This window comes from Enterobacter sp. SES19 (genome assembly GCF_011765665.1).
In the GTDB taxonomy this organism is placed as follows: Bacteria; Pseudomonadota; Gammaproteobacteria; order Enterobacterales; family Enterobacteriaceae; genus Enterobacter; species Enterobacter pseudoroggenkampii.
Map to the genome: position 1 here is coordinate 107,897 of NZ_CP050320.1, position 22,670 is coordinate 130,566.

General features: G+C 57.1%; 17 protein-coding genes, 1 tRNA gene and 2 pseudogenes. 9 read left to right on the plus strand and 11 right to left on the minus strand.

From position 1 onward, the window contains the following. Positions 1-597: 597 nt before the first annotated feature. The 4 genes from GXP72_RS00475 to GXP72_RS00490 all read right to left on the minus strand — a co-directional run bounded on the left by GXP72_RS00475 (position 598) and on the right by GXP72_RS00490 (position 4,134). Positions 598-1,686: an AAA family ATPase gene (locus tag GXP72_RS00475; protein WP_024906658.1), complete on the minus strand. Its 1,089-nt coding sequence runs from the start codon at positions 1,684-1,686 to the stop codon at positions 598-600. 147 nt (positions 1,687-1,833) lie between these two features. Further along, on the minus strand, positions 1,834-2,793 hold the full coding sequence (locus tag GXP72_RS00480; protein ID WP_024906657.1) for a DUF523 and DUF1722 domain-containing protein: 960 nt from the start codon (positions 2,791-2,793) through the stop codon (positions 1,834-1,836). Positions 2,794-2,895: 102 nt separating this feature from the next. Beyond that, positions 2,896-3,309 carry a hydroxyisourate hydrolase gene (uraH, locus tag GXP72_RS00485; RefSeq protein WP_032650675.1) on the minus strand — a complete coding sequence of 138 codons (414 nt, stop codon included), beginning with the start codon at positions 3,307-3,309 and terminating at the stop codon, positions 2,896-2,898. A 99-nt stretch (positions 3,310-3,408) separates the two neighbouring features. Further along, complete coding sequence (locus GXP72_RS00490) at positions 3,409-4,134, minus strand: MerR family transcriptional regulator (RefSeq protein WP_032650677.1); 726 nt, start codon at positions 4,132-4,134, stop codon at positions 3,409-3,411. A 117-nt stretch (positions 4,135-4,251) separates the two neighbouring features. On the opposite strand from GXP72_RS00490, the gene GXP72_RS00495 reads away from it, so the two are divergent. The 5 genes from GXP72_RS00495 (at position 4,252) to GXP72_RS00515 (ending at position 8,000) form a co-directional block, all read left to right on the plus strand. Then, complete coding sequence (locus GXP72_RS00495) at positions 4,252-4,776, plus strand: lipocalin family protein (protein WP_208763379.1); 525 nt, start codon at positions 4,252-4,254, stop codon at positions 4,774-4,776. A 78-nt stretch (positions 4,777-4,854) separates the two neighbouring features. Beyond that, on the plus strand, positions 4,855-5,901 hold the full coding sequence (locus GXP72_RS00500; RefSeq protein ID WP_208763380.1) for a class I SAM-dependent methyltransferase: 1,047 nt from the start codon (positions 4,855-4,857) through the stop codon (positions 5,899-5,901). Positions 5,902-5,968: 67 nt separating this feature from the next. Then, on the plus strand, positions 5,969-6,412 hold the full coding sequence (locus GXP72_RS00505) for an acetyltransferase (protein ID WP_208763381.1): 444 nt from the start codon (positions 5,969-5,971) through the stop codon (positions 6,410-6,412). Between the two features lie 239 nt (positions 6,413-6,651). Continuing rightward, the gene (locus GXP72_RS00510) at positions 6,652-7,716 is read left to right on the plus strand and encodes a hypothetical protein (protein ID WP_208763382.1); all 1,065 of its coding nucleotides are present in this window, start codon (positions 6,652-6,654) and stop codon (positions 7,714-7,716) included. Continuing rightward, a complete protein-coding gene (locus tag GXP72_RS00515) occupies positions 7,713-8,000 on the plus strand; it encodes a hypothetical protein (RefSeq protein WP_024906650.1) in 288 nt (95 codons plus the stop codon). The genes GXP72_RS00510 and GXP72_RS00515 overlap by 4 nt, the downstream gene beginning before the upstream one ends. 187 nt (positions 8,001-8,187) lie before the next feature. On the opposite strand, the pseudogene rhuM reads toward GXP72_RS00515, so the two are convergent. Continuing rightward, positions 8,188-8,414, minus strand: a pseudogene (gene rhuM, locus GXP72_RS00520) (RhuM family protein); the annotation flags it as partial. Between the two features lie 194 nt (positions 8,415-8,608). Between rhuM and GXP72_RS22505 the strand changes: the two are divergent. Beyond that, a pseudogene (locus GXP72_RS22505) lies at positions 8,609-8,952 on the plus strand (toll/interleukin-1 receptor domain-containing protein). 3 nt (positions 8,953-8,955) lie between these two features. On the opposite strand, the gene GXP72_RS00530 reads toward GXP72_RS22505, so the two are convergent. Further along, positions 8,956-9,050: transfer RNA gene (locus GXP72_RS00530), tRNA-Sec, on the minus strand. 288 nt (positions 9,051-9,338) lie between these two features. Between GXP72_RS00530 and GXP72_RS00535 the strand changes: the two genes are divergently transcribed. Then, on the plus strand, positions 9,339-10,730 hold the full coding sequence (locus GXP72_RS00535; RefSeq protein ID WP_208763383.1) for a glycoside-pentoside-hexuronide family transporter: 1,392 nt from the start codon (positions 9,339-9,341) through the stop codon (positions 10,728-10,730). Between the two features lie 12 nt (positions 10,731-10,742). After that, on the plus strand, positions 10,743-13,061 hold the full coding sequence (gene yicI / locus GXP72_RS00540; RefSeq protein ID WP_208763384.1) for an alpha-xylosidase: 2,319 nt from the start codon (positions 10,743-10,745) through the stop codon (positions 13,059-13,061). A 60-nt stretch (positions 13,062-13,121) separates the two neighbouring features. On the opposite strand, the gene GXP72_RS00545 is transcribed toward yicI, so the two are convergent. Continuing rightward, the gene (locus tag GXP72_RS00545; RefSeq protein ID WP_208763385.1) at positions 13,122-14,825 is read right to left on the minus strand and encodes an AsmA family protein; all 1,704 of its coding nucleotides are present in this window, start codon (positions 14,823-14,825) and stop codon (positions 13,122-13,124) included. Between the two features lie 119 nt (positions 14,826-14,944). Then, positions 14,945-16,336, minus strand: coding sequence for a xanthine/proton symporter XanP (gene xanP, locus GXP72_RS00550; protein ID WP_014881972.1), 1,392 nt, complete (start codon positions 16,334-16,336; stop codon positions 14,945-14,947). Between the two features lie 226 nt (positions 16,337-16,562). Here xanP and gltS point away from each other — a divergent pair, with 226 nt between their 5' ends. Continuing rightward, complete coding sequence (gene gltS / locus GXP72_RS00555) at positions 16,563-17,765, plus strand: sodium/glutamate symporter (protein WP_061716221.1); 1,203 nt, start codon at positions 16,563-16,565, stop codon at positions 17,763-17,765. A 1-nt stretch (position 17,766) separates the two neighbouring features. Here the strand turns inward: gltS and recG are convergent, their stop codons facing one another. From recG to spoT, 3 genes are read right to left on the minus strand one after another with little or no spacing between them, the layout of a single operon-like run. Then, positions 17,767-19,848: an ATP-dependent DNA helicase RecG gene (gene recG, locus GXP72_RS00560; RefSeq protein ID WP_024906645.1), complete on the minus strand. Its 2,082-nt coding sequence runs from the start codon at positions 19,846-19,848 to the stop codon at positions 17,767-17,769. A gap of 3 nt (positions 19,849-19,851) precedes the next feature. After that, on the minus strand, positions 19,852-20,541 hold the full coding sequence (trmH, locus tag GXP72_RS00565; protein WP_024906644.1) for a tRNA (guanosine(18)-2'-O)-methyltransferase TrmH: 690 nt from the start codon (positions 20,539-20,541) through the stop codon (positions 19,852-19,854). Positions 20,542-20,545: 4 nt separating this feature from the next. Further along, the gene (gene spoT / locus GXP72_RS00570) at positions 20,546-22,660 is read right to left on the minus strand and encodes a bifunctional GTP diphosphokinase/guanosine-3',5'-bis pyrophosphate 3'-pyrophosphohydrolase (protein WP_024906643.1); all 2,115 of its coding nucleotides are present in this window, start codon (positions 22,658-22,660) and stop codon (positions 20,546-20,548) included. Positions 22,661-22,670 lie beyond the last annotated feature (10 nt).

Genomic DNA, 22,670 nt, shown 5'->3' on the forward strand with positions numbered 1-22,670 from the left:
GAGAACGTGTCTACTGGATGGTCAAAGATGAATCAGGTAATTGAGTTGTCTGGAAAATTGACCCCGGAATTACGTCAATCAATTGAAGACAACGTTCCGAACCTCCGTTATTGGTCAACAAAGGGTACGCCTCATGATACTCCACAAGAGGGATTTACGTGTGATGAGTACCAAGTGTCTATGTTTTTCAAGTTATAAGATACTGAAAAATATGTGATTTTTTTGTTGAGGTTTATCCTTTTAGCGGCAGTTTATAAAATTGTTTTCCAGGAAGATATTTGAAGGGGTGAGCAAAACGGTGTTTAAACTAGATCTTGCACATGAAGGATAAAAGTAAAACGTAGGTTACTGTAATTATTAATAAAAATTTTTATGTGCGTCGTATTTGTGGTGCTGAGTTCGGGTATGAAAACATGAATTTAGAATCAATCGAACGCAACAGGCAAGAATGGCTCGACAGTGGGGCTAATTGGTTCAGAAAGAAAGATAAACCAGAAGGACCCCTCCTGCTTTAAGTCGGGCCAGGTATCTGGGTTTCTTTATTGGCATGCTTCACTGAAGCGAGATGCGAAAAAACAGTCTCCGTGCCTCTGGAGACTACCCCAGCCTCTCCACCCTCGTCTCCCCCTCAACCATCGACAGCTGATACAGCGAAAACGACCTCTGCTTCTCAATCAACTTTGCCAGCTCCGGCGAGTGGCTGGTGAGCCAGATCTGCGAGTAGCGGCTGGCCTCGGCGATTAAGCTCGCCAGCGCGGGCAGCATCTGCGGGTGCAGGCTGTTTTCCGGTTCGTTCAACGCGATAAACGCCGGTGGGCGCGGGCTGAGCAGCGCTACCGCCAGGCACAGAAAGCGCAGGGTGCCGTCGGAGAACTCTGCCGGTTCCAGCGGCCTGCTCAATCCCTCGCGCTGCATCATCATGCGAAAACGTCCGCCGGTGTTGTCGCTGTAAAACACGCAGCCGGGGAAGGCCTGATCGAGAATGCGCATCAGCAGCAGCTCGTCGCCAATCTCGACGATAGTCTGAAACGCGGCCGCCAGGTTGGCGCCGTCGCTGGCCAGCACCGGGGAGCGGAAACCGACCTGCGGAGCCCGCATCGCCGAGCCCGATGAGACGGAAAACTCATGATAAAAGCGCCAGTTACGCAGGGACTCGCGCATCTGGGACACTTCCGGGTAAAGATGCGGTTCGCCGAGCTGTCCGAATACCGATTCGTTCTCGTACAGCGTGCCGCTGTGGGTCACCTTCTCGTGATGCACGTTGTTCAGAAAGACCGCCTGGTTCTTACGTTTCATCAGCTGTGACGAAGGCCGACGGTGCTGGCCGCTCAGCCAGATGGACTCCTCTTTGATCACCGGGTCGAGCTGAAACTGCGAGGGATAGGGCAGCTTCTCCACAAACCCGACCTGCAGCTCGTATTCGTAGGTCTCTGTTTCTACGGCCAGATTCATCCGCCGCAGTTGGTCGCTGCGGGTTTTGCCTGCCCAGAACACCTTCAGAATGCCGCCCTCGTTCGCCAGCGCCTGGGAAAACTGCCCCTGGGCGGCGCTGTGCATCAGATGTATCGCCTTGTAAATATTGGATTTCCCGGTACCATTCGGCCCGAAGACGATGTTGAGCTGCTCCAGCTCCAGCGACATCTCGCGGATGGAGCGGTAGTTTTGAATGTGCAGGGTGTTGATCACTGGCAGGCCCCTTTTTTGCAGAATAAACCTGTATATAATCACAGGCTTTTGGATGAAATGCAAAAAAGAGACGACAGTGAGGATGTCGTCTAAACGGGGTACTGCTTTGGGCCTCTACGGGTCAATGGGGCCTTCGCATTTTTATGATCACTTGACTGCCAGACGCAGACCCAAATCATCAGGATAGGGATCAAAGTAGTTTTGCGTCATCAGATATCGGTCGGGGTATTCGGCCAGGTAGTGCTTCAGCAGCGTGATCGGGGCGAGAATAGGCAACTGCCCGTTGCGATAGTGCAGGATCACGTCGCGCAGCTCGCCGCGCTGGCGGGTGTTCAGCTGGCTACGGAAATACCCCTGAATATGCATCAGCACGTTGGTGTGATTTTTCCGCGAGGCGGGTTTTTTCAGGATGGTCATCAGCTTTTCCCGATACGCCACGAAGAAGGCATCCAGGTCTTCCCACTCGTGCAGCGAGGCAACGAACGGGCCTATTTCACGGTAGCCTGCCTGATGGTGCGCCAGCAGCTGAAGTTTGTAACGGCTGTGGAAGTCCAGCAGCGCACGGCGCGTGAGCCCATTTTTACGCAGCGCGTTCAGTTCGTGCAGGGCAAAAACACGTTCGACAAAGTTTTCCCGCAGCACCGGATCGTGCAGACGTCCATCCTCTTCCACAGGCAGCCACGGCCAGGTTTCAAGGAGGGCGGCGGTGAACAGCCCGACCCCCTCCTTGCGGCCCCGGTTGCCGTTTTCATCATACAGACGCACGCGTTCCATACCGCAGCTTGGGGATTTAGCGCAGACGATAAAACCAGCGAGATCGCCGATTTTCGGCAAAAAATCTGCCGTAAAGTCCGCCATTTTCTGCGTAACGTCTTCGTGAGGCGCATGGCTAAAACGCATCTGCGTTTCACCGTGTTCCGTCACGATCAGACGCAGCGCCGGGCGAGGGGTCGGCAGGCCGATGGCCATTTCCGGGCAGACGGGCCTGAAATTCACCCACTGGGCCAGCTCATCCATGACGAAGCCCATACGCTTATGTCCGCCGTCAAAGCGAACGGCGGATCCGGTCAAACATCCGCTAATACCGAGCACAGGTTTCGTTGTCATGGTGTTGTCCTCCCGTTCATATAACTAAAACTTACACAACATGACTAATTTGTCCAAGTATTCGCGGAACTATTTTTTATAATCCTTTAAAATCAATGCGTCTTAACTGCCCTTGTAGGTCGAGTAACCGTACTGGCTCAGCAGAAGCGGGATGTGCAGCTTTTCGTTGGTGCGGGTCACGGTAAACAGCACCGGGATCTCCGGGAAGAAGGAGTCGAGCTTTTTGCCGTGGAAGTAATCTGCGGTTTTGAAGGTCACTTTATACACGCCAGGCTGCATGTCCTGATCCTGCGGATAGAGCGATTTGATGCGTCCGTCGTGGTCGGTTTTGCCGCTGGCAATCGGGGTCCATTTGTCCTGCTGCTGCTTCTCCAGCGTGACGGTGACGCCCGGTGGAGGCGTGCCGGTTTGCTGGTCGAGGATGTGTACGCTCAGGGTGCCGACCGGGGCGGCGCTAAAGGCGGCGGGGGTAAAGGCCATCGCGGCCAGGATCAGCAGAGGGGCAGTTTTTTTCATGGTGTTTTCCTGTGGAATTATTCGTCACAGGAAAACGTTAGCATCTGCGGCGCGGGAAAATATTCAACTTTTCGTGAAGATCCCCGCAGGAGAAAATGATTAGAGGATAATCACTTCAAGCGATACCTGCTGCTGCCACTGCTCCAGCTGCTTTTTCCGCCCGGCGGTGAGTTTGCCGCTGGTGACCAGCAGCCATTTGCGCTCCGGGAAAATTTCCGGTGCCAGCGCGTCAGGCGGAACCGGCAGGATGTCGATCCGGTGGCCCTGCCCGGTGCGCGTCAGGGCTTCGAGCCAGATCTCGCACGGGTCGTTGAGGTGCCAGCCGCTGAGCAGAATATTATCGCCCGGCGCTTTTTTATCGCCTTCGAGGCAAAACGAGGTGTAGGCGATGAGGATGCCGTCGAGGATCGCGCGCAGGGTCATGGCGGCGGCGACGTTGGCCGAAACCTGGCTGCGCAGCGGGCGCAGCACGTTCGCGACCAGCTCCGGCCTTGGGTATTCGCGTCCGGCGTCGTAAATCATCTGGCGCAGGGATTCGACTTTGCCGTCCTGCAGGCGTTGCAGCATGTTCTGCTGCAGGGTTTGCCAGTTGTTGGTCCGTCCCGGCGTCGGGCGTTCCAGCAGCGGTTTGACCTGGCCAATCGGAACGCCTTTTTTTACCCAGTCGAGGATTTTGAGCGCCTGCTGGACGTCCTCATCGCTGTACTGGCGGTGTCCGCCTTCCGTGCGCTGTGGCTTGAGTAAACCATAGCGACGCTGCCACGCCCGCAGGGTGGTGGCGGTGATGCCGCTGAGTCGGGCGAATTCGCCGATGGAGTAAGCCATGTCCGTGTCCAGAGTGGAGGAATACTCTCAATATACTACGAATTTTCCCGAACGGGATGAAGCGCCGAAACGGTGCACTACACTTAACGTCCAACCGTGCAAATGAAAGGAATTCTCATGAAGCTATGGCCTGTTGTGACCGGTGTTGCCATTGCGCTGACGCTGGTCGCCTGTAAATCCCCCACGCCGCCGAAGGGCGTTCAGCCGATTTCTGGTTTTGACGCCAGCCGCTATCTCGGCAAATGGTATGAGGTCGCCCGTCTGGAAAACCGCTTTGAACGCGGGCTGGAGCAGGTCACCGCCACCTACGGCAAGCGCAGCGACGGCGGCATCAGTGTACTCAACCGGGGTTACGATCCGGTGAAGAACAAATGGAATGAGAGCGAGGGGAAAGCGTACTTTACCGGCGAACCGACCACGGCCGCGCTCAAGGTGTCGTTCTTCGGCCCGTTCTATGGCGGCTATAACGTGATCAAACTGGATGAGAAGTACCAGTACGCGCTGGTCAGCGGCCCGAACCGCGATTACCTGTGGATCCTGTCGCGCACGCCGACCATCCCGGATGCGGTGAAGCAGGATTACCTGAACACCGCGCGCAGTCTGGGCTTCCGGGTTGACCAGCTGGTGTGGGTGAAGCAATAAAAATCGTGCTTTCTTCCTGGGGCATTACTGGCTCGCCTGGATAGACTTCCGTTAAAAGCCTAACGGAGGGAAGACGACATGAACTGGCAGCCTTTTCGCGGCGATGCGCCGGAAAATATGACGATTTTTAGCGCGTCATTTCCCGACGTCAGCGACCAGTGGCCGATGAAAGACGACGCTGCCCGTGAGATCGCCTCCCTTGACCGCGCCCTGAAAGCCGAGCCAGCGCTCCGGCCGCCGCGGGTGGAGTACGACGAAGGGGAGCAGGCCGTGCTTGTCCCGCAGAACCGCTATTCCGAACAGGCCTTTCGCAACCGCCCGGCGCTCACCGCGTGGCGCACCCGGCTGGTGCCCTCCGCGCTGGCGCTGTTTGTGGTGCAAAACCCGCTGGAAGATCGCCTGCCTGACGGCACTAAAATGGACAGCGACAGCCGCCAGTGGTTTATCCACGCGAACGATGCGGTTGGCGTGCGTTCCCGCGCCAGGGTGCTGGCCGCGCTGGTGGATAAGTACATTCACAATGAGAGCGAGAACAACTGGGTCAGCCTCGCGAGCGGTGCCGCCATCCCGGTGCTGGAGGCGCTGCGTGAAGCAAAGCTCGACGGCCAGCAGGTCTATCTCACGCTGGTGGACAAAGACCCGGTGGCGCTGAGCTGGGCGGAAACCATGGCGGCGCAGGAAGGCATTGTGGTGGGCGAACAGCTGACGCTGCTCAGGCGCAACCTGCTCCATACGCTGGTGCGTAACGAGGACCTGCTGCTGGAGCTGGGCGAGCATCAGGCCGAACTGGTCGACGCGCTGGGGATCTTCGAATACTTCAATGATACCGATGCGGTGACTTTCCTCCAGCGCGCGCTGCGGCTGGTCAAGCCCGGCGGGGCGGTGATTGTGTCGAACATGCTGACCAGTAGCCCGCACATTGACTTTGTGCTGCGCGGTATCGGCTGGGAGGATATTCACCCGAGAACGCTGCAGCAGCTGCAGGATATCCACCTCGCGGCGGGCGTGCCGGTGGAAAACGTCACCGTCGTCGTGCCGAAGGATGGGGTGTACGCGGTGATGGAGATTAGGGTAGGGGATGAAAAACCGCACGGTCAGTCCCCTCTCCCTGAGGGAGAGGGTTAGGGTGAGGGGGGGAACAGACCGCAAAGCGTGGCTTGAAATAATTCGGTTTTCCAATCATGATCCCGCCATGAAAATCGAAACCGCACTCCCCACACACTTCGAACGTCTGGTCGCGATCTGGGAATCCTCCGTCCGCGCCACCCATCATTTTTTGCAGGAAAGCGATATTGCGGCGCTGCGCCCGTTATTGCTTAACGCCTATCTGCCTAACCTCAAGGTCGTGATGGCCCGCGATGATGCAGGCGTTATTCACGGCTTTTTAGGCGTGGATGAAAACCGTATTGAAATGCTGTTTGTTGATGACGCGAGCCGGGGGAAGGGCGTCGGGAAATTTCTGCTGCAACACGCCATCGCAGCGTTCGGCGCGAACGAAGTGGACGTGAATGAGCAGAACCCGCAGGGCGTGGGATTTTATCGCCATATGGGGTTTGAGCAGGTCGGACGCTCGGAACTGGACGGGCAGGGGAATCCGTTTCCGCTGTTGCATATGCGGTTGGGTGGACAGGCTTAACGCCCTTGACCTGCTCCCCATTGATTAATACACAGTAATGCTGGCAATTTCTTCATCGACTTTGAGAGTAACTGCGAACTTCAGTTCCTCGCTCGTAGCGGACGTTTTCTGGTCCATCTCCGGTCAGACATAACCCAGGCAGGGTATGTGGTCAATCAACCGCGGGGCATTAGGGGTCTTTGCCTGTTGCCTGGAATGCGCAATAATTGGGCGTATAACGGCAGCGTAAAAGGGACACTATGCTTCATCACAGTCAGGCAATGTCACTGGACGACATCTACCTTGAGGACATTCCTCACATTATCCATCCGGACACTGCGGCAGGAGATCTCGCAGAAACTGCACTGCCCAACCGCATAATTCAGGAGTGGAATTTACCACAGGGCTACACCCGGTTTGTCAGCCGTTATCAACCGTTTCACTGGCAGCATCCGTGGATGGCATACCGTGACACTCTTGCCGACATCAAATCTGGGAAGCTCGTTCTGCTGAGAAAAGACATAACCGGGCATGCTATTTCGGGAGTGCTGACGACATCCGGTGACCTTCGCAATGATCTGCCGCTGTTCCTTCATACCCGGCTCAGCCATCTCCTGTCCCGGCAACTGAAACGCCCGGGATATCACGTTCGCCCGGCGGCACCTGCGCAACATGCTCAGGCTGCAAAAATCATCAACAGCAAAACTGCTGGTCGCTTGTTGGCCGCGGGCGGGATCTATAATGGCAATATCGAGGGATTCCATCAGACCGCGCAGCAGCTCGGTGGCGATGCGCCAGCGGGTTACAATCAGGTTATGGACAATAAAGGGCTGGTTATTGCTGGCGCTTCTGTTGCTGCGGGTCTTGGCCTTGGCAGACTGGGGGCGGCGAGTGAGCTTAACAATCTCCATGTTCTGGGAAAAGTCGAGGGTGAATACTCGATGATAAAGCCCGGACCATTAAATGAGCGCTTTGCCGAAACATTCTCAGGCGGAGCTTACAAGGAAATAACATTGTCCCAGGACACCACATTTTTTAGAGGTGGTCAAAGCGGCACAGAGTTGGGTCGATTTTTCAGTTATGAACGACCTTTAGGAGTACTACAGACGCGTGTCGATAAGGCTGTGTTACCAAAATGGCCTGACGGTTCTGAATCTGTGATCGATAGTTTTTATGAGATAAAAATTCCTGCAGGATCGAAGGTATATGTCGGAGAGGTGGGCTACCAGTCTGATATTTTCCCTGGAGGTACTGAGCAAGTCGTAATCCCTGCGCCCTGGAATATTCCAGGCGTAGAGACGGTTAATTTTGGGGGATTGAAATGAAATCAGAAATACATACGTTACTTAATCAAATCATTGAATTACTTGTCTCTTGTGATGAAAGTGTTTGGTCAAAAAGACTAATTTATTATCGTGAGCACCTGGATTCTGATTATGACCAGGTCGTGTTAGGTATTAGGTCTATTTTCAGAGGGGCTGGTTCCTTTAACGACTTAATATTGCAAAATAACGGCAAAATGCTGCAAGCTGAAAACAATACCCTTAATGAGTTATCAGATAAGCTATACAGCTTAATAAAAGCAGAGATCTCAGTGCGTAATATCTGAAAGATGTCGCTGAAAATAACTGTCACAGGGCTGAATATCAGCCCTGTCCTGCTGCCCACCGGCAGTTACACGGAGTTAATCGTCGCGCTCAGCCCTGGATGACGCAGGCGTTATTCACGGCTTTTTAGGCATGGATGAAACCGCATTGAAATGCTGTTTGTGGATGATGCGAGCCGGGGGACCGGGATTAGCGTTTAGCCTGCTTATCCCATTTTAATAAGCCGACGATATCTTTCTCACCCTCGGCTTCTTTCAGCAGGCGCTGCTTTTTTTCAAACTCAATGTATTCTGAGCACGCCTTTTCATCAGCCACTTTCTTGCTGATCTTGCCTGCCCCTTCTAAAACGTCCGGTCGTTAAATTGCAGGAACTGCTCGAGTTTGGTTTGCCTGTCTCGTAATAAATCGTAAAGCTGAACTCACTAAACTGTGCTCTCCATACAATAAAATATCATATAAGAAATTGTGCAGTTATTTTTCAGAATTACATTACATTGAAACTACTCTTCTGGACCAAATTGTGGAGCAGCGCTATATGAATAAACCTAACGGGGCAAAAATTTTCATCTCTCATTCATCATTAGATAAACCGTTTGCAAAGATGTTATGTATGGACCTTGAAGAAAATGGGTATGCTCCTTGGTTGGATGAATGGGACATAAAAGTGGGGGAAGTATTCCCGAGCGAATTTCAGACGGACTAGAAGAAGCTGATTTTGTAATTGTTATTCTTTCTGAAAATACGGTTTCATCAAAATGGGTAGAAAGAGAATGGCAAACAAAATATTGGAATGAAATTCAACACAATTGTATTCATGTGCTTCCTTTACTTTTGAAAGATTGCAAAATACCTGAGTTGTTAAAAACAAAAAAATACGCAGATTTTAGAAATGATTTTAACAGTGGATTAAGGGACTTATTGGCAGCACTAGAAAGTTTGTATAAAAAGGAATGATTTTGGCGGAAGATCACAGGAGTCGAACCTGCCCGGGAACGCTGGCGTCCCCAACTGGATTTGAAGTCCAGCCACCTCACCGGAGATGACGATCTTCCGCGCCTCGATTGCTACATGGAGGCGGGGCGCATTATAGCTACTTTCAGGCATTTACCACATACCCCACACCACTTTTTTCACCTCTCTTTTGACCTGTACCCCCCTGTTTCAGGTAATTCCTAAGAAAATCCTCATGTTAGCCTTTCTGCTTCCCAACATTTACCGCGATCACAAAAAACAAGAAACGTAATCTGCTAATCAGAAAACGCAATACCCGCTCCTGAAACAATGGTTTAAAACTCTGTAACCGGTCTCAGCGCCCCCTACAGCGTGAAGGATAAAAAAAGATGAGCGAAGTATTGTCAGTAAAAGAGAAGATTGGCTACGGCATGGGTGACGCCGCCAGCCACATCATTTTTGATAACGTTATGTTGTACATGATGTTTTTCTACACCGATATTTTCGGCATTCCCGCCGGGTTTGTCGGCACCATGTTCCTGCTGGCGCGCGCGCTGGATGCGATCTCCGACCCGTGCATGGGGCTGATCGCCGACCGCACCCGCAGCCGCTGGGGTAAGTTCCGTCCGTGGATTTTGTTTGGTGCCATCCCGTTCGGCATCGTCTGCGTGCTGGCCTACACCACGCCGGACCTCAGCCTCAACGGCAAAATGGTGTATGCCGCCATTACTTACACCCTGCTGACCCTTCTCTATACCGTGGTCAACATCCCCTACTGCGCACTGGGCGGTGTGATCACCAACGACCCGACGCAGCGTATCTCCCTGCAGTCCTGGCGCTTTGTGCTGGCGACGGCGGGCGGCATGCTCTCTACGGTGCTGATGATGCCGCTGGTGAAGCTGATTGGCGGTGACGATAAGGCGTTCGGCTTCCAGGGCGGCATCGCCGTGCTGTCGGTGGTCGCGTTCCTGATGCTGGCGTTCTGCTTCTTTACCACCAAAGAGCGCATCCAGGTGCCGCCGAGCACCACCTCCATGCGGGAAGACCTGCGCGACATCTGGCAAAACGACCAGTGGCGCATCGTCGGCGTGCTCACCATCCTCAATATCCTCGCCGTCTGCGTGCGCGGCGGCGCGATGATGTACTACTGCACCTGGATCATGGGCTCGCCGGAGGTGTTCGTCGCGTTCCTCACCACCTACTGCGTTGGCAACCTGATCGGCTCCGCGCTGGCGAAACCGCTCACCGACTGGAAGTGCAAGGTCAGCATCTTCTGGTGGACCAACGCCGCGCTGGCGGTGGTCAGCGTGGCGATGTTCTTCGTCCCGATGCATGCCACCATGCTGATGTTCGCCTTTATCTTCGTCATCGGCGTGCTGCACCAGTTGGTGACGCCGATCCAGTGGGTAATGATGTCCGATACCGTCGACTACGGTGAATGGACCAACGGCAAGCGCCTGACCGGCATCAGCTTTGCGGGCACGCTGTTCGTGCTGAAGCTGGGTCTGGCGCTGGGCGGGGCGATGATCGGCTGGATGCTGGCAGGCGGAGGCTACGACGCGGCAGCTAAAACCCAGAACAGCGCGACCATCAGCATCATTATCGGCCTGTTTACCCTGGCCCCGGCGGTCTGCTACGTGCTGAGCGCCATCATCGCCAAACGCTACTACACGCTGAAAACCCCCTTCCTGACCAAAATCCTGGGCGAGCTGGCGCAGGGCGCGCGCCGTAATCAGCAGGAGTTTGAAACCCTGCCGGTCAGCAAAGAATTACAGAACTAAGAGGACGAGAGTATGAAAATCAGTGATGGAAACTGGCTTATTCAACCGGGCCTGAACGTGACGTATCCGGTTCAGGTGTTCGACGTGGAGCAGCAGGGCAATGACCTGGTGGTGTTTGTTGCACCGCGCGACGTGCGCGAACGCACCTGGCAGCTCGACACGTTGATGTTCACGGTGCGCCTGTTTGCCCCGCAGGAAGGGATTGTCGGGGTGCGCATCGAGCATTTCCAGGGCGCGCTGAACAACGGCCCGCACTATCCGCTGAACGTTCTGAAGGACGTGAAGGTAGAGATTGAAAACAACGCCGAGTTTACCGAGCTTAAAAGCGGCAGCGTCAGCGTGCGCGTCACCAAAGGCGAGTTCTGGGCGCTGGACTTCCTGCGCAACGGCCAGCGTATTACCGGCAGCCAGCTGAAAAACAACGGCTACGTGCAGGATACCAACGCCGACCGCAATTACGTGTTCGAACGTCTGGATCTGGGCGTGGGGGAAACGGTCTACGGTCTGGGCGAGCGCTTTACCGCGCTGGTGCGCAACGGCCAGACGGTCGAAACCTGGAACCGCGACGGCGGCACCAGCACCGAGCAGTCCTACAAAAACATCCCGTTCTACCTGACCAACCGCGGCTACGGCGTGCTGGTGAATCATCCCGAGAACGTCTCGTTTGAAGTCGGCTCCGAGAAGGTCTCCAAAGTGCAGTTCAGCGTGGAAGGCGAATATCTTGAGTACTTCGTGATCGACGGCCCGACGCCAAAAGAGGTATTAAACCGCTATACCCGTTTCACCGGGCGTCCGGCGCTGCCGCCTGCCTGGTCGTTCGGCCTGTGGCTCACCACCTCGTTCACCACCAACTACGACGAAGCGACGGTAAACAGCTTTATCGACGGCATGGCCAAGCGCGACCTGCCGCTGCACGTCTTCCACTTCGACTGCTTCTGGATGAAGGCCTTCCAGTGGTGCGATTTCGAGTGGGACCCGGTGACCTTCCCGGATCCGGAAGGCATGATCCGCCGCCTGAAGGAGAAAGGGCTGAAGGTCTGCGTGTGGATTAACCCGTACATCGGACAGAAATCCCCGATCTTCCAGGAGCTGAAAGCGAAGGGCTACCTGCTCAAGCGCCCGGACGGCTCCCTGTGGCAGTGGGACAAATGGCAGCCGGGGCTGGCGATTTATGACTTTACCAACCCGGACGCGTGCCGGTGGTATGCCGACAAGCTGAAAGGCCTGGTGGAGATCGGCGTCGACTGCTTCAAGACCGACTTCGGCGAGCGTATCCCGACGGACGTGCAGTGGTTTGACGGGTCCGATCCGCAGAAGATGCACAACCATTACGCCTACATCTATAACGAGCTGGTGTGGAACGTGCTGAAAGAGACGGTGGGGGAAGAAGAAGCGGTGCTGTTTGCCCGCTCCGCGTCCGTCGGGGCGCAGCAGTTCCCGGTGCACTGGGGTGGCGACTGCTACGCCAACTATGAATCCATGGCCGAGAGCCTACGCGGCGGGCTGTCGATTGGCCTGTCCGGCTTCGGGTTCTGGAGCCACGATATTGGCGGGTTCGAAAACACCGCCCCGGCGCACGTCTACAAACGCTGGTGCGCGTTCGGGCTGTTCTCCAGCCACAGCCGCCTGCACGGCAGTAAATCCTACCGCGTGCCGTGGGCCTACGATGACGAGTCCTGCGACGTGGTGCGCCACTTCACGCAGCTGAAGTGTCAGCTGATGCCGTACCTGTTCCGTCAGGCGGCGCTGGCCCGCGAGTTCGGTACGCCGATGCTGCGGGCGATGATGCTGGAGTTCCCGGACGATCCGGCGTGCGATTACCTCGATCGTCAGTACATGCTGGGGGATGCAATGATGGTGGCACCGGTGTTCTCCGAGGCGGGGGACGTGCAGTTCTATCTGCCGGAAGGCCGCTGGACGCACCTGTGGCACAACGACGAAATTCAGGGCAGCCGCTGGCATAAGCAGCAGCACGATTTCATGAGCCTGCCGGTCTACGTGCGCGACAATACGCTGCTGGCGCTGGGCAGCAACAACCAGAAGCCGGACTACGCGTGGAATGAGGGGACGGCCTTCCAGTTGTTTAACCTGAGCGACGGCGCAACGGCGGTGAGCGAAGTGCCTGCGGCGGACGGCGCGGTGGCGTTTACGCTGAAGGCATCGCGTCAGGGCGATATCGTGACCTTTACCGGCGCGGGAGACTCGAAAAACTGGTCGGTGTGCTTGCGCAACGTGCAGAAGGTGAATGGCGTGAAAGGCGGCTCACAGGCGGGCAGCGAGTGGGGCGTATTGGTGAAAGCGGAGGGGAATGAGGTGGTGGTTCACCTTTAATTCCCCTCACCCTAACCCTCTCCCCAAAGGGGCGAGGGAATGGTTTGCTCCCTCTCCCTTTCAGGGAGAGGGCTGGGGTGAGGGTGGTGTTGAAACTACACCGCCCGCCATCGTCTGCTGCACCTGCTGTTTATCCATATTCACCGCGTTCAGCTTGCCGTTCACCGTCGGCTTAAGCGGGGCATTCGCCTGCACGCTGCCGCTGGCGGTGAGCTGAATATTGCCGTCGCCCGCAATCGGCAGCGCGGGCCAGCCCCACTGCTGCAGTACGTTGAGCGGCACGCCGCGCCCGTTCAGGCTCACCGTAGTCTGCCGCTGCGGAAGCTGAGAAACCGTCGCTATTGCTTCCAGAATACCTCTTTCGGTAAACGCGCTCAGGTCGGTAATGTTCACCGTGGCGGCGTTCGCATTCAGCGCCAGCGACGGACGGCGCACGTCCACGCGGTTAAAGGTCGCCGCCGCGCCGTTCAGGGTCGCGCTGCCGCCCCAGACGCCCCACTGGCGATCTTTCACCAGCTGCAGGTTTGCGCCATAGCCATCCAGAGAGGTGATCTGCCACGGGAAGGCGGGATCGATGTCGATCACCAGGTTGCGGCTCAGGCCGAATTTTTGCAACGTGACGCTGTTCAGCCATTCCGGCAGAGGCTCCATCCACAGCGTCTTCCAGTTCTGCGGCAGGGTGTATTCCAGCCCGGCGATGGCGACATCGTCCAGCACCAGCGCTTTACCGTCGCGCAGCCAGTTACCGGAGGTGCGCACCATGCCGCCCTCCCAGCGGGAAGTGAACTGACGCAGCGCCATGCCCTGCGGGGAAAACTCTGCATTCAGAATCGGGTCGAAAAGATGCAGCGAGCCGTAGATAAACTCGCTGGCGTTCATCGACAGGCGGCCTTCCTGGCTCTGCCAGTCGCCTTTGCTGAGAGTCAGGTTGCGCAGGCTTAAATCGAGATCGGTCACCGCCCAGTCCGGGCCCTGAAGCCGGGCGTCGGTCACGTCCAGACGACCAATCTGCAGAGAGGGAATGGTGGCCAGCGGCGCGAAGAACGCCGTCAGCGTTTTATCGCTCTGCAGGCGGATTTCGTTCAGACGCATGGTGTCGATAATCCAGCTCCCGTCGGCGTTGCGCAGGGCGGAGCCGGTGAGTGAGCCGCGGGCCATATCGGCGCCAATCGTTTTCAGCACCACCTCCTTGCCGTTAAGCTGGCCCTCGATTAGCACGTTGGTGGCCGGTACGCCGTTCAGGGTCAGTGAGCCTGCGCTCATCTGAATCTGCGCGTTGTTCCCCAGCACGTTGCCGGCCTCCGGCTGCCACGGGCTGACGCCGCCCGTCACCTTCTGCGCGCTCAGGTCCCATTCGGTATTCGGGCTGTTAAAGGCCATGTTATTCAGCTGCAGGCGATCCGCCTGGAAAGGCAGCGGCGCCGTCTGCGGCGAGAGATTCAGCGTGCCGTCGAACAGGGTGATGGTGTCCATATGCAGCGGATCGGTTACCTGGCGGCTGCTCAGGCCAATATCGACTTTTTTGGCGACCAGCGTGGCGGGTTTACCGTCCCGACCAAAGATGACGTTTTCCAGAATGAGGTGGGAAGGCGACGAAAAGCGGTGATTCATCTTGTCGAAACTGAGTTCGTAGTCGGTATTCACCGTTACCCAGCTGCTGACCTGAGCCGCACCCCAGCGGGTCTGGAGCAGAATATAGAGCGCCAGCATCACAATGAGCAGGGCTACCAGAAGATAGACGAGTAGCTTTCCAATAAATTTCATGGTCTTCCATCCCGCAAAACGCACATAAGGGAGTTATGCACGATTTATGCGCAATCCTCAAGGCGGGAATGGTGTAATTAGATGTCACGGCAGGCATTGACTGCCTGCCGTGAGAGAAATCAATTTTTCTCAGGCGGGAAAACGAGGTTCAGCACGATAGCGGTGATACCGCCTGCGGCAATGCCGGAAGAGAGCAGGTTTTTCACCCAGTCAGGTGCAAACTGCAGGATCAGCGGCTGCTGGGAAACGCCCAGACCGACGGCCAACGACAGAGCGATAATCATGATCGCGCGGCGGTTCAGCGGCTCGCGGGAGACAATACGCACGCCGGAGGCCGCGATCGTCCCGAACATCACCAGCGTTGCGCCGCCCAGCACCGGCTCAGGGATGTGCTGCACAAAGCCGCTTACCGCCGGGAACAGGCCGAGGACGATCAGCATCAGCGCCACCACGAAGCCAACGTAGCGGCTGGCCACGCCGGTCAGCTGGATCACGCCGTTGTTCTGACCGAAGCAGGAGTTCGGGAAGGTGTTGAATACCGCAGAGACAAACGAGTTCAGGCCGTTCGCCAGCACGCCGCCTTTCAGGCGCTTCATGTACAGCGGGCCGGACACCGGCTGCTCGGAGACGTCGGAGGTGGCGGTGATATCACCGATGGTCTCCAGCGAGGTGATCATAAAGACCAGCATCAGCGGCAGGAGCAGACCCCAGTCAATGCCCAGACCGTAGTACAGCGGCGTAGGAACGGTGATCAGCGCGCTGTTGGTCGGCGCGGTGTTCTCCGGCAGCATGCCCAGCGCCCACGCCAGCAGGTAACCCGCCGCCATGGCGATCACCAGCGAGGCCACGCGCAGGTAAGGGTTACGCTGACGGTTAAGCAGAATAATGATCGCCAGCACGACGCCTGCCAGCAGCAGGTTTTTTGGCGCGCCGAAGGTGTGGTCGCTCATTGCGGCATAGCCGCCGCCGATGGAGGTAAGACCCACCTGAATCAGCGACAGGCCGATAATCATCACGACGACGCCGGAAACCAGCGGGGTGATAACGCGGCGAGCCAGATGCAGAACGCGGGAGATCACCATCTCCGTACAGCTGGCCAGCATCAGCGTGCCGAACAGCGCCGCCATCATGGTCGGGACATCCGCACCGCCGGTTTTCAGCGCCGTACCGCCCATGATCAGGGGCGCCACGAAGTTAAAGCTGGTGCCCTGAATCGACAATAATCCCGACCCCACCGGCCCCCACGCTTTAATTTGAATAATAGAGGCAACGCCGGAGGCAAAAAGAGACATGCTGATAATGTGCTGCGTGTCCTGCGCCGGTAAACCGAGCGCCTGGCAAATCAGCAGCGCCGGGGTGATCACCGCAACAAACATCGCCAGAAGATGCTGGCAGGCGGCGAACAGCGTTTGCGGCAGCGGCGGGCGGTCTTCAAGGCGGTAAATCAGTTCGCTATTTTGCTTCTGCGCAATCGGTTGCGCATCAGGCGACTCTATAGTGTTAACGGACATCGGCGGCAATCCCACGGTGGAAAAGCGGGCATTTTATCTGACCACCTGGTAAAAGCAAACGATTGCCAGCAAAAAAAGGGAAGAAAATCTGCCGCTGTGAGCAGGTTTTCTACAACGTATCGGGAAAAAAAATTACACTTTTTCGCGCCGGGAGCTCATGAAGAGCGCAAACCGGCCCAGGATAACGCCGCGTGTGTATGGAACACGCGCAAAACAGGAGCCTTCTATGATTCATCTCGATACGTTGTCGACACTTGTTGCCGCAACGCTGGTCTTACTGCTTGGCCGTAAGCTGGTACATAGCGTTTCCCTTCTGAAGAAATACACCATTCCTGAACCTGTCGCCGGTGGTCTCCTGGTGGCGCTGGCCCTGCTGATACTGAAAAAAAGCATGGGCTGGGAAATCGATTTTGATATGTCCCTGAAGGACCCGCTGATGCTGGCTTTCTTTGCCACCATCGGCCTGAACGCCAACCTGGCGAGCCTGCGGGCGGGCGGTAAAGTGCTCGGCGTATTCCTGATTGTGGTGGTGGGGCTGCTGCTGATGCAAAACGCTATCGGCATCGGGATGGCGACGCTGCTGGGACTGGATCCGCTGATGGGGCTGCTGGCGGGGTCAATTACCCTTTCGGGCGGCCACGGTACCGGGGCCGCATGGAGCAAGCTGTTTATCGAGCGCTACGGGTTTGAAAACGCGACGGAGGTGGCGATGGCCTGCGCGACCTTTGGGCTGGTGCTGGGTGGCCTGATTGGCGGCCCGGTGGCACGCTATCTGGTGAAGCACTCCACCACGCCGGACGGCAGGCCGGACGATGAGCTGGTGCCGACCGCATTTGAAAAGCCGGACGTCGGGCGCAGCATTACCTCGCTGGTGCTGATTGAAACCATCGCGACGATCGCCATCTGCCTGACCGTGGGCAAAGTGGTTGCGCAATGGCTGGCGGGCTCAGCGTTTGAACTGCCGACGTTTGTCTGCGTGCTGTTTATCGGGGTGATCCTGAGCAACGGCCTGGCGCTGATGGGCTTCTACCGCGTGTTTGAACGGGCGGTGTCGGTGCTCGGCAACGTCTGCCTGTCGCTGTTCCTGGCGATGGCGCTGATGAGCCTCAAGCTGTGGGAGCTGGCCTCGCTGGCGCTGCCGATGGTGGCGATTCTGGCGGTGCAGGCCCTGTTTATGGCGCTGTACGCCATGTTCGTGACCTGGCGGATGATGGGCAAAAACTACGATGCGGCGGTGCTGGCGGCGGGTCACTGCGGGTTTGGTCTGGGGGCCACCCCAACGGCTATCGCCAACATGCAGGCGATCACCGAACGCTTCGGGCCTTCGCACATGGCGTTTCTGGTGGTCCCGATGGTCGGGGCGTTCTTTATTGATATCGTCAACGCGCTGGTGATTAAGCTGTACCTGATGCTGCCGATGTTTGCCTGAATCAGGCGTTGGAATAGCGTTCGGTTTCCGGCATCCAGCGCTCAATTAACGCTGCCGCCTGTTCGGGGTAGCGTTCATGAATGTGGCGGGCGAGGCGCTGAACCTCGGGGATCATAGCCTGGTCGCGCAGCAAATCCGCCACTTTGAATTCCGCGTTCCCCGTCTGACGCGTGCCCAGCAGTTCGCCCGGGCCGCGGATCTCCAGGTCTTTTTGCGCAATCACAAAACCGTCGTTGCTGTCGCGCAGCACCTGCAACCGCATCTGGGCTGTTTTTGAGAGCGGGGCTTTGTAGAGCAGGACGCAGTGGGACGCTACCGCGCCACGGCCAACGCGCCCGCGCAGCTGGTGGAGTTGGGCAAGGCCCAGGCGCTCCGGGTTTTCGATGATCATCAGGCTGGAGTTCGGGACGTCCACGCCCACTTCAATGACCGTCGTGGCGACCAGCAAATGCAGCTCGCCCTGCTTAAACGACTGCATCACCGCCTGTTTTTCGGCAGGCTTCATGCGTCCATGAACCAGGCCCACGTTCAGCTCCGGCAGCGCCAGCTTAAGCTCTTCCCACGTGGCTTCGGCAGCCTGCGCTTCCAGCAGTTCCGACTCTTCTATCAGCGTACAAACCCAGTAGGCCTGACGCCCTTCGTGGGTGCAGGCGTTGCGTACGCGGTCGATGATATCACTGCGGCGCGTGTCAGGAATGGCGACCGTTGTGACCGGCGTACGGCCCGGCGGCAGTTCGTCGATGGTGGAGGTATCCAGATCGGCGTAGGCCGTCATCGCCAGGGTGCGCGGGATCGGCGTAGCGGTCATGATCAGCTGATGCGGGTGGAAGCCCTGCTGCAGGCCTTTCTCCCATAATGCCAGACGCTGGTGCACGCCGAAGCGGTGCTGCTCGTCGATAATCACCAGCGCAAGGCCGTTAAACTGCACCTGCTCCTGGAAGATGGCGTGCGTGCCGACAATCATCTGCACCTGCCCGCTGGCAATAGCCTCCTGTTGCGCAAGGCGCGCTTTGCCTTTTTGCTTCCCGGCAAGCCAGCCCACTTCAATGCCCAGCGGCGCGAACCAGGCGCGGAAATTGTTGGCGTGCTGTTCCGCCAGCAGTTCGGTCGGTGCCATCAGCGCGACCTGCTTGCCGTGGGCAATCGCACGCAGGGCGGCCAGCGCGGCAACCAGCGTTTTGCCGGAACCCACGTCGCCCTGCACCAGGCGCATCATCGGCACGTCGAGCGCCATATCGCGTTCGATTTCGGCGGTGACGCGCGCCTGCGCGCCGGTGGGCTTAAACGGCAGCGAGGCCAGCAGCTTATCTTTGAGTTCATCATTCTGGCTTAAGGGCTGGGCGTGGAAACGCTGCGCGCCGGCGCGGAGCGCCAGCATGCTCAGGTTATGGGCCAGTAATTCCTCAAGGATAAGACGCTGTTGAGCGGGGTGTTTGCCGCTTTCTAAGTCGCTGAGCTGCAGCGTTGGCGGCGGGCGGTGCAGGGTGCGCAGCGCCTCGGGCAGGCTCATCATGCCCTGCGCCAGCTCGGGTGGCAGCAGCTCGGTAATGGCGCAGGTATCCAGCAGCTCCAGCGCCTGATCGGTGAGCTTACGCAGCGTCGCCTGCTTGATTCCTTCGGTCGTCGGGTAAACCGGGGTGAGCGTCTCCTGCAGCTCCGGCGTGCTGAGATCGCCCTGCACGCGGTACTCCGGGTGGATCATCTCTGCGCCGTATTTCCCGCGTTTGGCTTCGCCATAGGCCAGCACCCTGCGGCCCGTCGCCAGGCTGTTTTTCATCGCCGCGCTGAAGTTGAAAAAACGCATGGTGAGAATGCCGGTGCCGTCGCTGATCTGGCAGGTCATCATCCGGCGCCCGCCGAAGGTGATGTTGCAGTTCAGGACTTCGCCTTCAACGGTGGCGTAAATGGCAGGAAGGAGATCGCCAATCTTGTATAGCTGGGTGCGGTCTTCGTAACGCAGGGGGAGGTGAAGCAGGAGATCCTGCACCGTGTGCAGGCCAATTTTTGCCAGCTTATTGCTTTGCGCCGCGCCCACGCCCGTCAGGCTGTTAAGCGGGATGGCATCCAGCAGGCGGCCTTTCATCGCTTACCCGGCGTACTGCATGGTGGCCCACCACTCGGCATCGGCTTCAATTTCGCCCTGCGCGTTGACGTGGGGATAAGGCAATTTTTTCTGCTTCGCAACGCGAGCCAGCACCGGATAGCCACCTTCAAACAGCAGGCGCTGCTGTTCCTCTTCCGGCAGCATGCTGTTGCTGCGCTCGTACATCCCGGCGTTCTGACGCTGGCGCTGCGCTTCATACAGAATGAGCGCGGACGCCACGGAGACGTTAAGAGACTGGACCATGCCGATCATCGGAATGATGATGTCCCGATCCGCCAGATCCAGCGCTTCCTGGGTGATCCCGGTTTTCTCCTGACCCATCAAAATGCAGGTCGGGCGGGTGTAGTCGATCTCGCGGAAATCTACGGCTTTAGCGGACAGGTTAGTGGCCAGGATCTGCATCCCGCGCCCTTTCAGGTGCGATACGGCTTCGCCAATGGTGTGATGATTTTTAACAGACACCCAGCTGTTGCTGCCTGCTGCCGCCGAGACCGTATTGCGCATACGGCCATCCGGCCAGACGGCGTGCACTTCATGCACACCGACGGCATCGGCGGTACGAACGATAGCAGAGACGTTATGAGGTTTATGCACCTGCTCCATGCAGACCGTCAGGTCAGGCTGACGCCTGGCGAGCATTTCGCAGATACGTGCATAACGTTGTGAATTCATAAACCTAGTTTCGGTTTCGGGTGACTTTAATCACGTCCGGCATGACGCGGATCTTGCGCATAATATTCGCCAGATGTACGCGGTCGCGAGCGGTCAGACGAATAAAGGCGCTATACACGCGGCCATCTTTTTCTTCCGTGTTCAGGCTCTGAATATTGGAAGAGGCCGTGTTGATCGCTGCCGTCAGGTTCGCCAGGGCACCCTGGTGGTTGAACATATCCACCTTAATTTCGGTGATAAATTCCTGCGCGGTCTCTTTATCCCACTCGACCGCCATAAACTTCTCGGCTTCTTTCTGATAGCCGCGAATGTTACGACAGGATTCGTGGTGGATAACCAGCCCTTTGCCTGGGCTGACGTGCGCAATAATCGGATCGCCAGGAATTGGACGACAGCATTTTGCGAAGGTGATCAGCACCCCGTCCGCGCCTTTAATCGGCAGGTGTCCGTGGCTTTGCGTCGTTGCAGGCACCGCTGTTGTATCGCCTTGCTGCAGGTTCTTCGCCACCACCACGCTCATGGCGTTGCCGAGGCCAATCTCTGCCAGCAGGTCGTCAAGCGACGTAAGCTTCATGCGCTCCAGCTCACGCTGGACGTTCTCCTGCGGAATTTCAGCCAGCTTACGGCTGCCGCCCAACGCGTGGTTGAGCAGACGACGCCCCAGGCTGACGGAATCATCACGCTTGAGGTTTTTCAGCAACTGGCGAATTTTGGCACGTGCTTTGGAGCTCACGACAAAGTTCAGCCAGGCCGCGTTCGGACGTGCACCCGGCGCGGTAATAATTTCTACCGTCTGGCCGCTGGAGAGCGGCTGAGACAGCGGATAAGGCTGTCTGTCGACGCGCGCGCCGACGCAGGCATGCCCGATATCGGTATGCACGGCGTAAGCGAAGTCGACCGGCGTTGCGCCCGCAGGCAGTTCGACAATGCGACCTTCTGGGGTGAAAACGTAAATCTCATCCGGGAAGAGATCGGATTTAACGCTCTCGATAAATTCAAACGAGCTGCCCGCACTCTGCTGAAGCTCCAGCAGGCTCTGCATCCAGCGCTGGGCGCGGATTTGTGCGGTCGTGCTGCTTTCGCCACCGTGCTCTTTATACGCCCAGTGTGCGGCAACCCCCATCTCTGCCATCTGGTCCATGTCTTCGGTGCGGATCTGCACCTCAACAGGTACACCGTGCGGACCAATCATCGAGGTGTGTAAAGATTGATAGCCGTTCGCTTTTGGAATGGCGATGTAATCTTTCATGCGCCCCGGACGCGGTTTGTAGAGGCTGTGCATCTGCCCCAGCACGCGATAGCAGGTGTCCGAGTCATGGACAATGACGCGGAAGGCGTAGATATCCATGATCGAGTGAAAACGCTGCTCTTTGAGCACCATTTTGCAGTAGATGGAGTACAGGTGTTTCTCGCGACCGCTGACGCGGCACGGGATCCCCGCTTCCTGTAAACGCCCTTCGATTTCAGAGAGGATCTTTTGAATCATCTCTTTACGGTTGCCGCGTGCGGCTTTCACCACCTCTTTAATCACGCGATAGCGGTTCGGGTACAACGCTTCAAAACCCAGTTCTTCCAGCTCGGTTTTAATGTGATGAATACCTAAACGGTGCGCCAGCGGACTGTAGATTTCGAGGGTTTCACGGGCAATGCGGCGACGTTTATCCGGGCGAAGTGAGCCCAGCGTGCGCATGTTGTGGGTACGGTCAGCGAGTTTGATGAGAATGACGCGGATATCCTGCACCATCGCCATAATCATCTTGCGGAAGTTTTCGGCTTGCGCCTCTTTCTTGTCGCGGAAATTCAGCTTATCAAGCTTAGAGACCCCTTCCACCAGTTCGGCAACGCTTTTGCCAAACAGCTGTTCCATGTCCTGGTAAGTGGCAGGGGTATCTTCGATCACGTCGTGCAGTAGAGCGGCCATCAGCGTTTCGTAGTCGAGTTTCATCTCGGCCAGAATACAGGCCACCGCTACCGGGTGCGTGATATAGGGTTCACCGCTTGAACGTGTCTGGCCCTCGTGAGCGTCACGTGCAACGAGATACGCCTGCTGAAGACGCTTAATCTGGTCTTCAGGCAGGTAGGTTTGAATCAGTTGATTCAGGCTTTCAAACAGATACAAGGGCGACCCG